Origin of the sequence: Chryseobacterium soli (assembly GCF_000737705.1) — a bacterium.
GTDB lineage: Bacteria > Bacteroidota > Bacteroidia > Flavobacteriales > Weeksellaceae > Chryseobacterium > Chryseobacterium soli.
In genome coordinates, this window is sequence record NZ_JPRH01000001.1 from 1 (window position 1) to 17589 (window position 17589).

General features: G+C 36.8%; 17 protein-coding genes. 8 read left to right on the forward strand and 9 right to left on the reverse strand.

Annotated elements, in window-relative coordinates:
* Nucleotides 1-344 precede the first annotated feature (344 nt).
* The 6 genes from IW15_RS00005 to IW15_RS00030 form a co-directional block, all read right to left on the reverse strand.
* Nucleotides 345-839 (reverse strand): low affinity iron permease family protein, encoded by a 495-nt coding sequence (locus tag IW15_RS00005; RefSeq protein ID WP_034708255.1) that lies wholly within the window; start codon nt 837-839, stop codon nt 345-347.
* Nucleotides 840-1141: 302 nt separating this feature from the next.
* A complete protein-coding gene (gene rpsJ / locus IW15_RS00010) occupies nt 1142-1447 on the reverse strand; it encodes a 30S ribosomal protein S10 (protein ID WP_002661363.1) in 306 nt (101 codons plus the stop codon).
* Nucleotides 1448-1464: 17 nt separating this feature from the next.
* Complete coding sequence (gene fusA / locus IW15_RS00015) at nt 1465-3582, reverse strand: elongation factor G (RefSeq protein ID WP_034708256.1); 2118 nt, start codon at nt 3580-3582, stop codon at nt 1465-1467.
* 6 nt (nt 3583-3588) lie between these two features.
* Complete coding sequence (rpsG, locus tag IW15_RS00020; RefSeq protein ID WP_034684795.1) at nt 3589-4065, reverse strand: 30S ribosomal protein S7; 477 nt, start codon at nt 4063-4065, stop codon at nt 3589-3591.
* Nucleotides 4066-4088: 23 nt separating this feature from the next.
* Nucleotides 4089-4502, reverse strand: a complete 414-nt coding sequence (gene rpsL / locus IW15_RS00025) for a 30S ribosomal protein S12 (protein ID WP_034708259.1) — start codon at nt 4500-4502, stop codon at nt 4089-4091.
* A 109-nt stretch (nt 4503-4611) separates the two neighbouring features.
* On the reverse strand, nt 4612-4809 hold the full coding sequence (locus tag IW15_RS00030; protein WP_034708260.1) for a hypothetical protein: 198 nt from the start codon (nt 4807-4809) through the stop codon (nt 4612-4614).
* A 360-nt stretch (nt 4810-5169) separates the two neighbouring features.
* On the opposite strand from IW15_RS00030, the gene IW15_RS00035 reads away from it, so the two are divergent.
* Nucleotides 5170-5646 carry a Dps family protein gene (locus IW15_RS00035; protein ID WP_034708261.1) on the forward strand — a complete coding sequence of 159 codons (477 nt, stop codon included), beginning with the start codon at nt 5170-5172 and terminating at the stop codon, nt 5644-5646.
* Here IW15_RS00035 and IW15_RS22570 read toward each other — a convergent pair.
* Nucleotides 5631-6326: a hypothetical protein gene (locus tag IW15_RS22570; protein ID WP_165585142.1), complete on the reverse strand. Its 696-nt coding sequence runs from the start codon at nt 6324-6326 to the stop codon at nt 5631-5633. The genes IW15_RS00035 and IW15_RS22570 overlap by 16 nt on opposite strands.
* 1103 nt (nt 6327-7429) lie before the next feature.
* On the opposite strand from IW15_RS22570, the gene pncB reads away from it, so the two are divergent.
* From pncB to IW15_RS00080, 7 genes are all read left to right on the forward strand, one after another.
* Entirely contained in the window at nt 7430-8608 is a 1179-nt protein-coding gene (gene pncB / locus IW15_RS00045; RefSeq protein ID WP_034708263.1) for a nicotinate phosphoribosyltransferase, read from the forward strand.
* 38 nt (nt 8609-8646) lie between these two features.
* Nucleotides 8647-9117 (forward strand): YciI family protein, encoded by a 471-nt coding sequence (locus IW15_RS00050; RefSeq protein WP_034708265.1) that lies wholly within the window; start codon nt 8647-8649, stop codon nt 9115-9117.
* A 1-nt stretch (nt 9118) separates the two neighbouring features.
* Nucleotides 9119-9721 carry a hypothetical protein gene (locus tag IW15_RS00055; RefSeq protein WP_034708266.1) on the forward strand — a complete coding sequence of 201 codons (603 nt, stop codon included), beginning with the start codon at nt 9119-9121 and terminating at the stop codon, nt 9719-9721.
* A 78-nt stretch (nt 9722-9799) separates the two neighbouring features.
* Nucleotides 9800-10165, forward strand: a complete 366-nt coding sequence (locus IW15_RS00060) for a helix-turn-helix domain-containing protein (RefSeq protein WP_034708267.1) — start codon at nt 9800-9802, stop codon at nt 10163-10165.
* Nucleotides 10166-10193: 28 nt separating this feature from the next.
* A complete protein-coding gene (locus tag IW15_RS00065; protein ID WP_034708268.1) occupies nt 10194-10658 on the forward strand; it encodes a hypothetical protein in 465 nt (154 codons plus the stop codon).
* Between the two features lie 97 nt (nt 10659-10755).
* Nucleotides 10756-11928, forward strand: a complete 1173-nt coding sequence (locus IW15_RS00070) for a serine hydrolase domain-containing protein (protein WP_051881643.1) — start codon at nt 10756-10758, stop codon at nt 11926-11928.
* Between the two features lie 620 nt (nt 11929-12548).
* Entirely contained in the window at nt 12549-13304 is a 756-nt protein-coding gene (locus IW15_RS00080) for a DUF5995 family protein (protein ID WP_034708271.1), read from the forward strand.
* 66 nt (nt 13305-13370) lie between these two features.
* Here the strand turns inward: IW15_RS00080 and IW15_RS00085 are convergent, their stop codons facing one another.
* Nucleotides 13371-16469, reverse strand: a complete 3099-nt coding sequence (locus IW15_RS00085; RefSeq protein ID WP_034708272.1) for an efflux RND transporter permease subunit — start codon at nt 16467-16469, stop codon at nt 13371-13373.
* The gene (locus IW15_RS00090; RefSeq protein WP_051881647.1) at nt 16469-17587 is read right to left on the reverse strand and encodes an efflux RND transporter periplasmic adaptor subunit; all 1119 of its coding nucleotides are present in this window, start codon (nt 17585-17587) and stop codon (nt 16469-16471) included. Before IW15_RS00090 ends, IW15_RS00085 begins: the two co-directional genes overlap by 1 nt.
* Nucleotides 17588-17589 lie beyond the last annotated feature (2 nt).

Here is a 17589-nt window from a genome sequence, read left to right on the forward strand (position 1 = left end):
TATGCCCAAAACAGTGCACATCGAAAGTACACTCGTGTAGAGTTTTCTCATCTATTGTGTGTTTAAAGTTAATAGTATTTTTTTATTATATTTTTGCAAATTTAACATTTATTAAGAACTAAGCAAACTCAATTCTTATTATTTAACATTTATTTCATTAATTGATAACATTTCACTATTATGATAATACAAATGTATTTCTCCATAACGACAAAACCTGTTGTATTAAATGATAAATGCTGTTATTAACAAAAAAACACTTCATTTTAATATAGAATTTTAATCTCTTATATATTATTTTTTGAACAAATCGATTTATTAAATCCGATAACAAAAAAAAGGAATCAAATTGATTCCTTTTTTTGTTTTTCAAGCCAGTCTTCATGTTTCCTTTTGAAAACATCACGCTTGTAATTCTGATTTCTTTTGGCAGCATCAATAGAGTGAGAAGTATGGATATCTTCATCTTCTTCCGCAAAATCTGATAGCTTTTCGTAGTATACATGCAGCTGATCCAGTTCCTTTTCACTAAGGTCTTCAATATCTACAATACGGTTGCTTGCTTTTTCATGGGCAGCAATTAATTCATTCAGCTTAATCTGAATTGCTTTTGAGTCTTTATTCTGGGCTTTTTGAATAAGAAAAACCATCAAAAAAGTAATAATTGTAGTTCCGGTATTAATAACTAACTGCCATGTTTCGGAATAGTGAAAAACAGGTCCCAAAACAGCCCATATGACCACAATAGCTGTTGCACCAATAAAAGCTGATGAACTGCCTGTAAATTTTGTTGCCCAATTGGAAAATGTCTCAAAAAAATTATTGCTCTTATGACTCATTGTATTATTTTAAAGAATAAATGTATAAAAAGAATCATATTATTTGATACATTTATTTGAAACAATAGATAATAATTGTTTTACCATTCTAAAATCATCCGGTTATTCTTTAATGTGTATAAAAATTCTGTTCTAAATTAATCCTTTCATTTTTCGAAAATAAGAATCAGTCAATTACAATGAATGAAAATTCCTCTGTGAAAAAGGGGTAAATGTATAATCTCATTCAAATTCCTATCTACCAAAAAAAATCCGTCCCTAAAAAAGGAACGGATTTATAATCATTGCAAAGTATGCAGTTATCACACTTTAATTTCTACGTCTACACCGCTTGGTAACTCTAATTTCATTAGAGCATCCACAGTTTTAGAAGAAGAAGAATAGATATCCATCAATCTCTTGTGAGCAGAAAGTTGGAACTGTTCTCTAGCTTTTTTGTTAACGTGTGGAGATCTCAATACAGTGAAGATTCTCTTATTTGTAGGTAATGGGATTGGTCCGTTTACAACAGCACCAGTAGCCTTTACCGTTTTTACGATTTTCTCAGCAGACTTGTCTACCAAGTTGTAATCGTAAGATTTTAGTTTTATTCTGATTCTTTGTGACATTTTTCTAATTTAAAAAATTAACCTTTAGCTTTAGCGATAATTTCTTCCGCAACGTTCTGTGGCGTAGGTAAATATTTCTCTAATTCCATAGAAGAAGTAGCTCTTCCTGATGAAAGTGTTCTTAGAGTGGTTACATACCCAAACATTTCAGAAAGTGGAACTGAACCTTTAATTACTACAGCACCATTTTTCTCTTCCTGACCACTGATTGTACCTCTTCTTTTGTTAAGGTCACCAATAATGTTACCCATATATTCTTCCGGAGTTACAACTTCCAGTTTCATAATAGGCTCCATAATTACTGGCTTAGCAGCACGTCCCGCTTCTTTAAATCCTAATTTAGCAGCTAATTCGAAAGAAAGAGCATCAGAATCCACTGCGTGGAAAGATCCGTCTTTAAGAACTACTTTAATACCTTCAACTTCGAAACCAGCCAATGGACCGTTTTTCATTGCAGCTTTAAAGCCTTTTTCAATAGCAGGAACAAATTCTCTAGGAACGTTACCACCCTTGATCTCGTTAATAAATTCTAGACCGATTTTACCTTCATCTGCTGGTCCTAGTTCGAATACAATGTCAGCAAATTTACCTTTACCACCAGATTGTTTTTTGTAAACTTCTCTGTGTTGGGCAACTCTTGTAAGGTTTTCTTTGTACTCTACCTGAGGTTGTCCTTGGTTTACTTCAACTTTGAATTCTCTTCTCATACGATCTACAAGAATGTCAAGGTGAAGTTCACCCATTCCTGAGATAATCGTTTGGCCAGAAGCTTCGTCAGTTTTAACCTGGAAAGTAGGATCTTCTTCAGCTAATTTAGCTAGAGCGTTACCCATTTTATCCTGGTCAGCCTTAGTTTTAGGCTCAACAGCGATACCAATTACCGGATCAGGGAACACCATCGATTCAAGAACGATTGGGTGCTTCTCATCACACATAGTATCACCAGTTTTGATAGATTTGAATCCAACAGCTGCACCAATATCTCCTGCTTCAATATATTCTACAGGATTTTGCTTGTTAGCGTGCATCTGATAAATTCTAGAGATTCTTTCTTTATCTCCTGAACGTGTGTTCAAGATATAAGAACCTGCATCTAATCTTCCAGAGTATGCTCTGAAGAATGCTAATCTTCCCACGAATGGGTCAGTAGCAATCTTAAATGCTAAAGCCGCGAAAGGCTCGTTTACGTCTGGTTTTCTTGTAATATCAAGATCTGTTCTTGGATCAGTACCTTTGATATCATCTTTATCCAATGGTGAAGGCAGGTATTTACATACTGCATCCAACATAAACTGTACTCCTTTATTCTTGAATGAAGAACCACAAGTCATTGGGATAATAGATAAATCGATAGTAGCTTTTCTAAGCGCTTCGTTGATTTCGTCTTCAGAGATTGAATCCGGATCTTCGAAGAATTTCTCCATCAAAGTCTCATCGTAGTCAGCTACAGCTTCTACTAATTTCTCTCTGTATTCGTGAACTTCAGCCTTCATGTCTTCAGGAATTGGCACTACTTCGAAAGTAGCTCCTTGTCCTGCTTCATCCCAGATGATAGCTCTGTTTTTAATTAAGTCAACAACACCTTTGAAATCTTCTTCAGCACCGATTGGTAAAACGATTGGAACTGCATTAGATCCTAACATTGTCTTAACCTGGTTTACCACGTTAAGGAAGTCAGCACCTTGTCTGTCCATTTTGTTTACGAATCCCATTCTTGCAACTTTGTAGTTGTCTGCAAGTCTCCAGTTTGTTTCAGACTGAGGCTCTACTCCATCTACTGCAGAGAATAAGAATACCAATCCATCTAATACTCTCAAAGATCTGTTTACTTCTACTGTGAAGTCAACGTGTCCCGGTGTATCAATGATGTTGAAGTGGTAAGGCTGAGTTTCAGGTAATCTTTTACCTTGGTCTGTTGGGAAGTTCCAAGAACAAGTAGTTGCAGCAGAAGTAATGGTAATACCTCTTTCTGCTTCCTGCTCCATCCAGTCCATTGTAGAAGCACCATCGTGAACTTCACCAATTTTGTGGTTTACCCCTGTATAGAATAAGATTCTTTCTGTAGTGGTAGTTTTACCGGCATCAATGTGCGCAGCAATACCAATATTTCTTGTAAATTTAAGATCTCTACTCATTTCTAATTAGAATTTAAAGTGTGAGAAAGCCTTGTTAGCTTCCGCCATTTTGTGAGTATCAGATTTTTTCTTGTAAGCAGCACCTTCTTCTCTTGAAGCAGCTACAACTTCATTAGCCAATTTCAAAGCCATAGACTTATCATTTCTAGCTTTTGAATATTTGATTAACCATTTCATTGCCATAGAAATTTTTCTGTCAGCTCTGATTGGCATAGGGATCTGGAAGTTAGCTCCACCTACTCTTCTAGAACGTACTTCTACGTGAGGCATTACGTTAGTTAATGCATCTTTCCAGATTTCAAGGGCAGTTTTTTCAGTTTCTCCTTTTTTGTTTTCTACGATTTCTAATGCATCATAGAAAATTTTGAATGCGATAGACTTCTTACCGTCTAGCATTAAGTTATTTACGAATCTCGTTACCAATTGATCATTAAATTTTGGATCTGGTAACAACGGTCTTTTTTTCGCTTTTGTCTTTCTCATTGCTTCTGTACCTTATTTAATGATTATTTTTTCTTTCCTTTAGCTGGCGCAGCTGGTGCCTGACCTGGTTTAGGTCTCTTAGCTCCATACTTCGATCTTCTCTGTGTTCTTCCACTAACACCTGCAGTGTCTAGTGCACCTCTTACGATGTGGTAACGTACTCCCGGTAGGTCTTTCACCCTTCCGCCTCTTACCAATACTATCGAGTGCTCTTGAAGATTATGTCCTTCGCCCGGGATGTAGGCGTTGACTTCTTTTCCGTTAGAAAGTCTTACCCTTGCAACTTTTCTAAGTGCAGAGTTAGGTTTCTTTGGAGTGGTAGTATATACTCTCGTACATACACCTCGTCTTTGTGGACAAGAATCAAGGGCAGCTGATTTGCTCTTCTTGGCAAGCGTGGCTCTTCCTTTTCTTACTAATTGTTGAATAGTAGGCATTTAATTGCTTTTTATTTTAAGGTGCAAAAATAGTAATATTTTTTCAATTGGCAAACAGTTATCTGTAAATAATCTGATTTATTAAAAATTAATTAACAGCGAGTTACGTTTAATCCATCAATCTGACCGTTACGTTTTTATCCCAGTTAAATTTGCGGATATTCTGTTTTAAAAGTTCAAGATGAGCCGTATCAATAGAATAGATCGATACTTCCAGCTGGGCTACCGTTATTTTATTTTTAATCTTAAGCACTGCAGCTTTCTTCCAGTTTTTAGGAATATGTCCATTAAGCCATGCATCATACACTACTGCTATTTCGTATTTATTTTTAAGAGAGTATTCCGTGAGGTACCCTTCAAATTTTTGATCAAAGACGCCTTCATCTTAATTAAACATTCATAAGCAGACCACATGAATATAAGCATCATCCAGAACATACACATAATGCCCTCCCGTTTTTGAAACCGAATTCACATAATATAATAATAAACACACTACAAAAAAAGTGGCAAATGATATAAAAAAATTTCTTAGTCCTATATTTCGGAATGACTGCATTTTAAGATCAATTATAAAAATATCAAAGATAAGTATCATCAATTATAAACCTCCATTTTCGGCATGAGATTTACTAAATTTGTGGTACACAATAAATAAACTATCTATATGAAGAATGCAAGTATTATCGGTTTACAGGAAACCGACTGTAAAAACATTTCAGAAAAGCTTAACGTCCTTTTAGCTAATTATTCCGTGTTTTATCAAAACACAAGAGGCTCGCACTGGAATATCAAAGGGGATCAGTTTTTTACCCTTCACCCAAAATTTGAAGAATTATATAACAGCCTTGTCTTAAAAATTGACGAGATCGCTGAAAGGATTTTAACGCTGGGCGCAACGCCCGCTCACAACTATTCAGATTATCTTAAAGTATCTACGATTAAGGAAAGTAAAGAAGTGAGTGATGGTACAAAAAGTGTTGAGAATATTTTAAATTCTTTCAAAGTGGTACTGGATTTACAAAGAGAATTACTGGATATCACCGATGCAGCTGGTGACGAGGGAACTAACTCCCAGATGAGCGACTACATTACAGAGCAGGAAAAAGAAGTATGGATGTATAACTCTTATCTTGGGAAGTAATTATCTTTAAACTCTTTTAAACTTTTTCTTAAATAAGGTATGTCATTTTTTGTAACAGCATAAAAATTGACATACCTTATAGTAGGATTTCTGAAATTACTCATTTTCCATTTTCCCACCAAAACCCAATTTTGGGGAATTTGTCCCACAAACCATTCTGGATATACTGCAGCAATTCGCGCATTTTTACGGTTACTCAATTCTCCCATAAAATATGAAAAATCATTCTCACCAGAGTTTTTATATTTATATTTTGCAATATCTGTACTGCCCAATCCATACATATCTAAAACTTCAATATTCGTAAAATAGGTGATTGCGCCAATATCATTGGCTACAATTGTTTCAGAATGATAATATTTTTTTAGAAACTGTGCGAGTTTATATTGATTGTAGTAAAGATTTTTAGAATCAGTATATAAAACCGGATGATACCAATACATTTTGAATAGTCCAAAAACTACCGAGTAGCCTATAAATAAAACAGCAGAAAGTTTAGGAATAGAGAAATCTGAAGTTTTAAGATAATAATTACAAATTTTAACTAAAATAAAAAGATAGGCAATCATCAGATAATTTTCATATCTAAATGTCATTATTCCAAAAATGAGCTGTCCGTAAGAAGTAAGCAAAATTATGATTGGCAATGCTTCCATTTCAAGAAATCTTTGAAGTTTCAAATTTCTATATCTGGAAAAAGCATATATAAAATAAAATATACTGAAAGGGAGTAAATATTTGATATAATCCACACTCAAAAACTTGCTTTTCAAAATTGTTATAAAACTTTGTACATCTGAAACATGAAAATTACTTTTGACAAGTACTGAATTTGGAAAAAACAAACCTCCCATAAGAAGAGAGTATAATCCATAAATAATTATGGGGGAAAATCCGACAAGACCAATCAACAAACCCTGTCTAAATTTCTTCTGACCTATAAAAACAAAAATAACGGCAGAAATGAAGAACACACTTTCAAATCTTACTGCTCCGAGAAAAAAAACAACGATTAATAAATGCGAGAAAGCCTTTACATTTCCTGAAGCTAATTTATTATAAAAAATAAAAAACAGAACTATTAGGAATATATGAATGGTATGCTCCATTCCTAATATAGCGGAAAGATAAATCATTGCTAATGGCTGCAACAGAAGAGCAAAAAACAGAGCAAATTTCTTTCCATATTGAAGGAAAACAAAATTGGTTGCGTAAAAACTTGTTAAAACCCCAAACGTAAGATTAATAAACAAAGGATAATAAGATGAATCCCCAAAAACTTTTATTAAAAGGCTCAAAAAAAAACTATATAATATAGATGAAGATGCCGGATCAAATGAATTTGAGTTGATAGAAAATAAAAACTTATCAGCTATATTTTTTGCTACCTCCAAATGAATATAAACATCGTCAACAGGATAAAAATAGCCTAATAGAAAAACAAAAACACTTATAAATCCGTACTTTTTCATTTTACTGCCTGAATAAATATAGAGCAAAATTAAATTATTAAACTTTGTTATAAAAAAATATCTGCATTAATCTTTAGCTCAATACTCGACAATGATTTTTATAGCATTATGCAAAATACCGCTGTAAAATTACGCATAGGTCAAACTCTCAAATGAGCGGATATATTACCGAGCAGGAGAAAGAAGTTTGTATGTACAATTCTTATCCCGGAATATAACTCCATTAAAAGCATGGAAATATTACAAAAAATCGCCTTACATTTAGGCGATTTTTATTTTTAATTACTATATTTGCGTTAAAATTACACAATATGCACGACGTACGATTAAACTCTATACTGGACAATGATTTCTATAAAATAACCATGCAAAATGCAGTGGTAAAATTATTTCCAAGCTCCATTGTAAAATATGAATTTATCAATAGAGGAAAACATCATTTCCCGGCCGGTTTTGACGCCGCTTTGAGGGAAGCTGTCACCAAAATGGCTGAGCTCAAGCTTACGAAGGATGAAAAAAAATTCATGGCAAGAACCTGTCCGTATCTGGATCTTCCGTATCTGGACTTTTTGGAAGGCTATCATTATGATCCGTCTGAAGTAAAAATCCATCAGGAAGGAAGTGATCTTACCGTTACAGTTGAAGGACTTTGGTACAGAACGATTTTATGGGAAGTGCCTTTACTGGCTTTAATCAGCGAGCTTCATTACGAGATGAATCATATGGAAAGAGATTCCAACGAAGTGGTGATGAGCAAAACACTTGAAAAAGCAGATTCACTGGCAAGGCTGGGAGTTACGTTTGCAGAATTCGGGACCAGAAGAAGACATTCTTACAAAGTTCAAAATTTGGTTATGGAGGCTTTGACGCAAAAAAGAGAATCTACCTTCATAGGAAGTTCCAACGTTCATTTTGCAATGAAATACAATGTAAAACCTATAGGAACCCATGCCCACGAATGGTTCATGTTCCATGCGGCGGAATATGGCTTCAAAATGGCCAACGAACTGGCATTAGAACACTGGGTAGACGTCTACAGAGGAGATCTTGGAGTGGCGCTTTCTGATACCTATACTACGGATGTTTTCTTTCAGCAGTTTGATAAAAAATTCGCCAAACTTTTTGATGGTGTACGTCATGACAGCGGAGATGCTCTTGAATTTGCCGACAAAACCATCGCCCACTACCAAAAAAACGGGATCAATCCATTATTTAAATACATCATTTTCTCCGACGCCTTAAATCTGGAAAAAGTAGAAGAAATCACCAATTACTGTAAAGGAAAAATAGGCGTATCATTCGGGATCGGAACCAACCTTACCAATGATGTAGGACTAAAACCGATGAATATTGTAATGAAATTAATCGGAGTACAGGCTCCCAACAAAGAATGGATTCCTACCGTAAAACTGTCTGATGAGCACGGAAAATATACAGGTGACCCAAAAATGATTGAACTGGCTAAAGAGTTTTTAAGAATTAAAGATTAAAGTTAGATTTCAGATCGTAGACTTATAAAATCAATGCTATGAAATTAAAAATTTATGTATCCCTTAGTATTTTGATCGCCTCATTATCTTTTGCCCAGGTAAAGAAAACAGAAAGGCCGGCATTCAACCAGGAGCTGGCTACTTCTCTGGGAGCCGATCAATATGGAATGAAAGCATACACCATCGTGATGCTTACCACAGGAACTACAAAGATTGAAGATAAGGCCAAGATGGGCGAATTGATGAAAGGCCATATGTCCAATATCGGGAAACTGGCAGATGAAGGTAAAATTGTTGTGGCTGGACCATTTTTAGAAAAAAATAAAGAAAACTATCGCGGCATGTTTATTTTCAATACCAAATCCAAGGAAGAAGCGGAAGCATGGGTGAAAACCGACCCCGCAGTACAAGCCGGTGTTTTCAGTTATGAAATTTTCCCATGGTACGGATCTGCGGCACTGCCTTTATATCTGAAACATCACCAAGAAATCGCAAAGGAAAATCCGTAAAATGGGCTTTTACAGTAGTTTTTCAGAACAGGATCTGATTATAGCCTATACGAATCAAATTGATCATCAAGGTAAAGCAAATGAAGAAATCTTAGAAGAAATCTCAGCCAGAAGAGGTTCTCTGGAAAATTTTCATGCTATTATTGAAAAGCAAAACGAAATACAAAATGAAAGGAACAGAATTATCCGGGAAATTCATCAGTATTTTATGGATAAACAATCACAAAACGAATGTTTATCAAAAATAAAATCTGATATCCTATCCCGGGAGGATATTCACCTTCTTGTCCGAGCAAAATACAGTCAAATACATAAGAATGTTGAGAATTTAAAAATCGATTCAAAAACAATACTATACAGTTTGATTGGTGCCATCATTGCATCAATCATTAGTACAATCACTATTCTCCTCATTCTTTATCAATTTATTTTTCTATCGGTTTTTGCTTTTGCTTTACTCATTCCTGCCTATATTATAAATTATTGGATTATACGTTTAATTACAGGGAAAACCAGGGTAAACTTAGCCGTATTTATCGCTTCATTTTTAGCAACGGTGCTTAACTGTGTGTATTTCTTTTTAGTTATAAACAGCGCACATTAAAATTCAGTAACCTACTCTATAGAAAAAACAGATTTTACCAATACAATTTAAATTCGCATTTTTGTAAAAATACCCGTTATGGAAAAAGAAAAATTACGCAGATTAAGAAAGCAAAAAGGCTTTACCCAACAGCAAATTGCTGATGCAATTGCTACCGATGTCTCTAACTACAGCAGAAAAGAAACTGATGGTGTAAGAATTATAAGAGAGGAATGGGAAAAAATTGCAAAATTTATGGACGTTCCTTTAGAAGAAATTTATCAGGAGGAAGAGGCTACAATCATTATAAATAATGAAAATAATACGGTAGGCGATCAAGCTTCATTTGGTTTTAATGGGACCAATAATAATTATAATATCCCAAATTCGGTTATTGATAACCTTCAGGAATATATAACGTTACTTAAGGAAGAAATCGCAAGACTTAAGGAAGAGAAAAAATAAGCATATATTCTTTTAAAACTGAAAACAAATGGGCTTATTATCAAACATTCTCTGGGCTTTTCAAAATAAAGACTACCATAGCATTGAGGATTTCAATAAGGAAATCACTGACTATCAGACCCTGATTTTAAAAGAAAAGGCATCCTGGGAACCTTACCAACTTGTAATAGATGCGCCTGAAATAAACGTATTCTATGAAGCGTGGATCAAAGGAAAAGAAGATATGGCGGCCAATGAAACATTATTGGGGGACGAAAGTGATGTATTTAGCGAAGACAATAGTGACGATGGCATGTTTGGAGTAGAGCTTTGTGCAAAACTGAAAGCAAGTAATAACACCAACTTCACCGCCCTTGATTTACTGTATCAACTACAAAATCAAGTCAGTAATAAAGAACTCGGCGACCATGTATTTTTTGAAGGTCTCACTCCACAAGACAGTGAGGAAGAAAAAAACAATATACCATCATATTATATGTACTGCGGAAGCTGAAAAACAAGCCTGCCTCAATATAAAGTTTTATAGTGTTTCAGTTGCAGGATACATTTTTTATGATCTAAAAGAAAGCCTCACCTAAAGAACAGTTCCAATGAACAGTTATAAAATAAAACTCATATCTATACTGTGCAGCACCATTCTTTTTTCATGCTCCACGATCAATACATCTGGAGTAAAGAAAGAAAGCCTCCCACAAAAAAGTTTAGATCCTCTCTATCAGGAAATTCAAAAAGCAGGATTAGAATCCTCCAAAACAAATCATGTTCCCGGGCTGGCCGTTGCTGTAATACGCAATGGAAAAATAGCCTGGATACAGTGTATAGGCTATGCTGATGTTGCCAGCGGAAAACTGGTAACACCACAGACGATTTTTAATATTGGCTCCATTTCAAAGCTTGTTTCTTCGTGGGGCTTCATGCAATTGGTAGAAAAAAAAATGATAACGCTGGACGAGCCAGTTAATCAGTCTTTAACCCGTTGGAAGCTATCCCCGTCACCATACGATATATCCAAAGTTAATTTAAGACGCATATTAAGTCATACAGCCGGGCTTTCCGTACACGGCTATGGAGGCTCTGAACAAGGCACCCCCTTGATGAGCCTTGAAGAATCTCTTAACGGAAAAACCAAAAGGAATGGCGAAAGTGTACGTCTTATAAGTGAGCCGGGGACAAAATGGCAATATTCCGGCGGTGGCTACACCCTTGCCCAGCTGCTTCTCGAAGAAAAAACAAAAGAACGCTTTGCTGGCTATATGAAGAAGAATGTCTTCCAACCCTTGGGATTAGACAACACCAATTATGAGTGGACTGAGGGAATAAAATCCAGTTCTGCAACAGCTTACGATACCCTGGGAAAACCCGTTAAGAACAGAATATTTACAGAACAGGCTGCCGCAGGACTCCAGACAACCATTTCAGATCTGGCTCATTTTGCTGAATTATCTATTACAACTGATCCCAAGGCTTTACATAAAGTTTTGAATCCGGAAACCATACACCTGATGGAACAACCTGTGCTTCCATCATCTAACGATGGAGAAAGTGGTCTGGGATACAGATTCATGAATTTTGAAAGCCTCCGAACCATAGGGCACACAGGTGAAAATATAGGCTGGAGCGCCGCCCTATTTTTGCATTTACCTACCAAAAGCGGTCTGGTGGTACTCACCAACGGTTCTAAGGGTGACCATGTCTGGTATCCTGTTTATATGAGCTGGGCAAAAACAATAAAGGAGTTACCAATTCCGCATGCTAACCATTAAGTAGGTTTTCTTTTTAGCTCCTACACTATACCAGCTGAAATCTACCATTCTAATTCCTAAGATTTCTTCCTTGCTTATTCCGAAAAAACAGACTATACCTTTAGTAGTAAAAATACTGTATCAATTTTTCCAAGAAAAAAATCTTAGTAAAGTTCAAATAAATTATTACATGACTTCGTCGTGATTTATTTTTTTACTACCTTAGAGGTTCATTTTCAGATTTATACAAATTAAAACCAACAAAAAATTAATTCCATGAAAAAGAACTCAACAAAACTTTCGAGAACAGAACTGAAAGAGGTATTCGGCGGGTATTTATATCCGGCACCATGCCCCGGAGGATGTCCTGGCGAAGCCATGATTAAATGTCCTGACGGCTCCACCACTATGACTAATTTCGTATGCATGGGGAATAGATGCGAACCGGCCGCCATGTGCAAACCATTGGTGCTTGAGCCTTTTCCGGATCCGATTACCATCACTCCTTAATCTGATCAACACAAAAAAAGTGAGCTTTTGCAGCTCACTTTTTTATTATTAAAAGATCATTCTATTCGTTTTCAAACCAATACACCACTGATGACAGGTTTTTATTATCTTTAAATAAACAAAAAACCGCCATGAAAACCATTGAAGAAGTTCTGCAAAAACTGGATACTATCATCATCTGGTGTAAAGAAAACCAAAGCCCTGCCGGATATTTTGCCTGTACATACCGGATTATGACCGCTCAGGTATTAAAAGGAATTCAACAGAAGAAATTTGAAGACAATCCCAGAATGACCATGCTTGACCTCGCTTTTGCACAACGGTATCTGGACGCCTGGGAAAACTACCATAAGGGTGAGAAATGCTCAAACGCCTGGTATCTTACTTTTGAAGCAACAAAAAATAAAAATCTTCTCATCCTACAACATATTTTCTTAGGAATAAATGCCCATATCAATCTGGATCTTGGAATTTCGGCGGCTTCCATTATGCCTTATCGAAAGATTAATCCTTTAAAAAAGGATTTTGAAAACATCAATACTGTAATTGCTTCCATTAATCAGAAAGTGCAGGATTCTTTGAATAAAATCTGCTATCCGGTTGATCTGATTGATAAACTTTCTAACGGCAAAGATAATGTAGTCCTGGATTTCGCGATCTCCAGAGCCAGAGACACTTCCTGGGCTACAGCAGTTATTGCTTCCAATACTCCCAACTTTTTACAGGAATCTGTTATTAACATCGTAGATTACGCCGCAGCTAAAGTAGCCACTCAAATATTAAATCCAAAAATCCTTACCCCCGCTTTAACGAAAGAATTAAAGAAATGCGAAAGCAGTGACGTAGTGAAAAACATTGAAATCCTGGCATCAACGAAAACTGTTTAATCACAAAAATTGCCGGAACAATCAATCATTCCGGCAATAAAAAAAACTAACAAGGGTATTCAAAACTTATTCAGTTTCAACATATTTTTTACGGTAGGCATAATAAAATATAATCGGCAGTATGGTAAATGATAACAGCATACAGATAATCAATCCTCCTACAATCATAATGGCCAGCGGTTTCTGAATTTCAGAACCCATTCCATTGGATATGGCTGCCGGGAATAATCCCATCGATCCCATCAAGGCAATCATCACAACCGGACGGATCCTGCTTTTCACTCCTTCTGCGATTGCTTTCTTCAGCGGTATCTTATGCTGTAAATTTTCTTTCATCACGCCAATCAGTACAATTCCGTCAATGGTAGCGACTCCGAAAAGGATAATAAACCCTATCCCTGCAGAAATCCCGAAAATAGTTCCCGTTAACCAAAGGGATAAAAACCCACCGATAAATGCAAACGCCAGCGTTACGGAAGAGATCAGCGTATCTTTCATATTTCCAAAATTGAAATACAGCAGCAGCAGGATAAGCACCAATGAGATGGGAACGACCATTGCCAGCTGTTTTGCTGCTCTTTCTTTACTTTCAAATTCTCCGGCCCATGTCATTTTATGATTATTGGGAATATGAACATCCTTGGCAACTTTCGCTTTTGCTTCTGCAATGGTACTTCCCAAATCACGGCCTTCAATATTGAATCCTACCCCAATATACCTGCTGTTTCCTTCACGGTAAATAAATGAAGGACCGGTATGATAATCGATGGTGGCAATTTCTTTCAACGGCACTTTTTTATTGTCTTTAGTCGGAATCAGGATATTCCCTATTTTTTCAGGGTTGTCACGGTACTGTTTTTCAAATCTGAGCATGACATCAAACATTCTTTCTTCTTCGTAGAACTTTGTAGCAGCCTGCCCACCAATTGTCATTTCAATGACAGCCTGGGCATCTGCGGTGGAAACTCCGTATTTGGCCATTTTAGAATCATGAAGCTGAATTCTTAATTCCGGAAGTCCTATATTTTTAAAGACATTCACATCAGCAATTCCAGGTACTGTCTTAATGGAATTGGCTACCTGATTGGCATAATTCTCCAGCTGGAAGAGGTCGTTTCCAAAAATCTTGATCACCAGCGGAGCTTTTACCCCTGCTACATATTCTTCAACATTGTCCTGAATCGGCTGGCTGAACCCAAAATTGATTCCCGGATATTTTTCTAAGGACATTCTCATTTCTTCCAGAAGGTCGTCTTTCGATATTTTTTTCTTCCACTCACCTACCGGTTTCAATTGGATATTAAATTCAATATTAAAAAAACCGGTAGGATCTGTTCCATCATTGGGTCGCCCGGTCTGAGTCATTACAAACTGTACTTCATCGTAGGTCATTAAAATCTTCTTCATTTCTTTCGTCAGCCGTACCGATTCATCCAGATTGACACTGTTGGGGAGCGTGGCCCGGACATAAATAGCGCCTTCATTAAGCTTGGGTAAAAATTCTGAGCCATAATTGGAAAATTTCCATCCGCAGACTGCCAGCAACAGGACAAAACCAACCATAAAACCTTTGCGGTAACGATCACTGAACTGGTAAAATTTAAACATGTTCACTTTAAAGAAACGGGAAATGAAATTCTCTTTTTCTTCAATATTTTTGGTGAGTAAGAGTTTACACATCGCCGGAACATATGTTAAACTCAGAATTAAAGATCCCAACAATGCATATCCCAGTGTAAATGCCAGGGGAGAAAACATTTTCCCTTCTACTTTCTGGAAAGAGAAAATAGGCATCAGTGCTACGATCAGAATCAATAATGCAAAGAAAATATATCCGGCTACGCTTCCTGCACTTTTCTTGATAATTCCAAGTTTGGACATTTTATTGAAGCGTTCTAATCCAATTTTCTTTGCTTTGAGCTCGAGGGCGACAAAAACATGTTCTACAATCACCAATGTTCCTTCGAGGAGCAGTCCAAAATCAAGAGCACCCATAGAAATTAAGTTGGCCGGAAGTCCTTGAATTTTCAACATAATGATTGCAAACAAAAATGCCAGTGGAATAACCGACGCTACAATAAATGTGGTTCTCAAGTTGTATAAAAAGATAAATACAATGATAGAAACAAGGATAATTCCTTCTACCAGGTTTTTAGAAACAGTATGCACGGTGGTATTCACCAGTTCTGTACGGTCGATGATGGGAAGAATTTTAACATCCCCCGGCAGTTCACCGCCATTTAATGCTGCAATTCTATCTTTCAGCCTGCCGATCACTTCACTAGGATTTTCCCCACGAAGCATAATAACGATTCCTTCTACAACATCATCTTCTTTGTTGTAACCTACCTGCCCCAGTCTTGGCTTTGCTGAAACTTTCACTTCAGCCACATGTTTTACTAAAATAGGCGTTGATCCTTTTACCTCAATCTGAATATTTTCAATATCCTCCTTACTTTCCAACAGGCCGATTCCACGGACCACATAAGCCTGATCACCTTTTGAAACTACATCCCCGCCGACATTAATATTGCTTTTCGAAACCGCCTCATACACATCAAGCGGTGAAAGGTCATAATTGTGTAATTCTGTCGGATTAATTTTAATTTCATACGTTTTTTCTTCCCCACCGAAACTTACCACATCGGCCACGCCGGGAACTGCGAGTAATTCTCTTTCAATCACCCAATCCTGAATGGAGGTTAATTCTTTAATAGGCAGCTTACTTTTAATGATATACCGGTAAATTTCCCCGGTAGCTCCGGACGGAGGTTCTATACTGTAATCGGCGCCATCCGGAAGTTTCACATTTCCCAAACGGTTGGAAGCATATTGCTGGGCATAAAAATCGTCTACATGATCATCAAAAATCACCGTCACAACAGATAATCCAAATAATGAGATGGACCGTACCGAAGTTTTATTCGGGATGGTATTCATTTCCTTGGAAATCGGGAGCGTAACGAATTTTTCTATTTCTTCAGCACTTCTTCCCGGCCACTGGGTGATCACCCGCACCCTGGTATTCGTAACATCAGGAAAAGCTTCAATAGGTGTATGGATATAAGAATAGATTCCTCCGGCCAACAACAGAAATGTCCCCAACAGAACGATTAAAGAATTTTTTAACGAGAAAGAAACTATATTCTGGACAAATTTTCGCATTACTTCGTAGGATTATTGGATTGGGTTTTCATGTTTTCGTAGATGAGCAATCCGTTGGAAACAATTACCCTTTCTCCCTGCTTCAAATCTCCTTCTACATAAATATTCCGGCTGTTGGAAGCCACTTCAGTCACTGCTCTTACTTCCAGTGCACAATCTTTTTTATAGACAATTACGTAACTTTGATTGTTGTCAAAAATCAACGCCTTTTCCGGAACTGCCAGTGCACTTTTATTCTGGGCATTTACCGGAAGTACGATATCTGCAGACATTCCCGGTCTCAGCCTCATATGGTGATTATCCATAATAATTTTAGCTTTTAATACCCTTTCATTTTCATTGAAAACCTGTGAAATGGAATTGATTTTACCTGAAAAATTTTCATCAGGATATGCCAGCGTTTTTACGACTACCGGCTGATCGACGTATACATGTCTCATATTGGTAGCATACACATTCGCCATTACCCAAACCTTATCCAGATTTGAAATGGTAAAAAGCTGATCACCACCGGCTGTTACAGGCATTCCGCTGGATATATTTTTCGAAATAACATATCCGTCTGCCGGCGATTTAATCTGAATTGTGCTGTTCCCTGCAGAATACAACTCTCTGTTTTTTCTTATTTTCAACACATTAGACTGCAGGATTTCAACTTCTGATCTGGCTTCCTGCAAGTCTTTTTGGGAAGCAATATCATCTTTATACATGGATTCTACGGAGGCTAATTTTCTTTTGGCAACTGCCAGCTGTGCCTGTAAAGTTTTGGTATCATCCTGCATTTCATTCACGGAAACACTTTTTACCGAAGCCAGCACCTGCCCTTTCTTCACATAATCTCCCAATGAAAAATAGGTTTCCGTCACCACTCCGTCTACAAGGCTTACAAAAGGAACGGTTTTATCGGAATCGCTTTCCACTTCTCCCGTCAGGGTAATACTTTCTTCTATGGGCAGCATCGTTACTTCCGCCAGTTTCAGATCTTTTTTAAGTTCTTTACCGATGCAGTAATTTTGAACTCCGGGTTCTTCATTTTTTTCCTTTCCGGCACAGCCTGTGAGAGCGATCATTGCCAAAAAGCCGGCTGCTGCCATATATTGAGTCGATTTCATTTTCATAT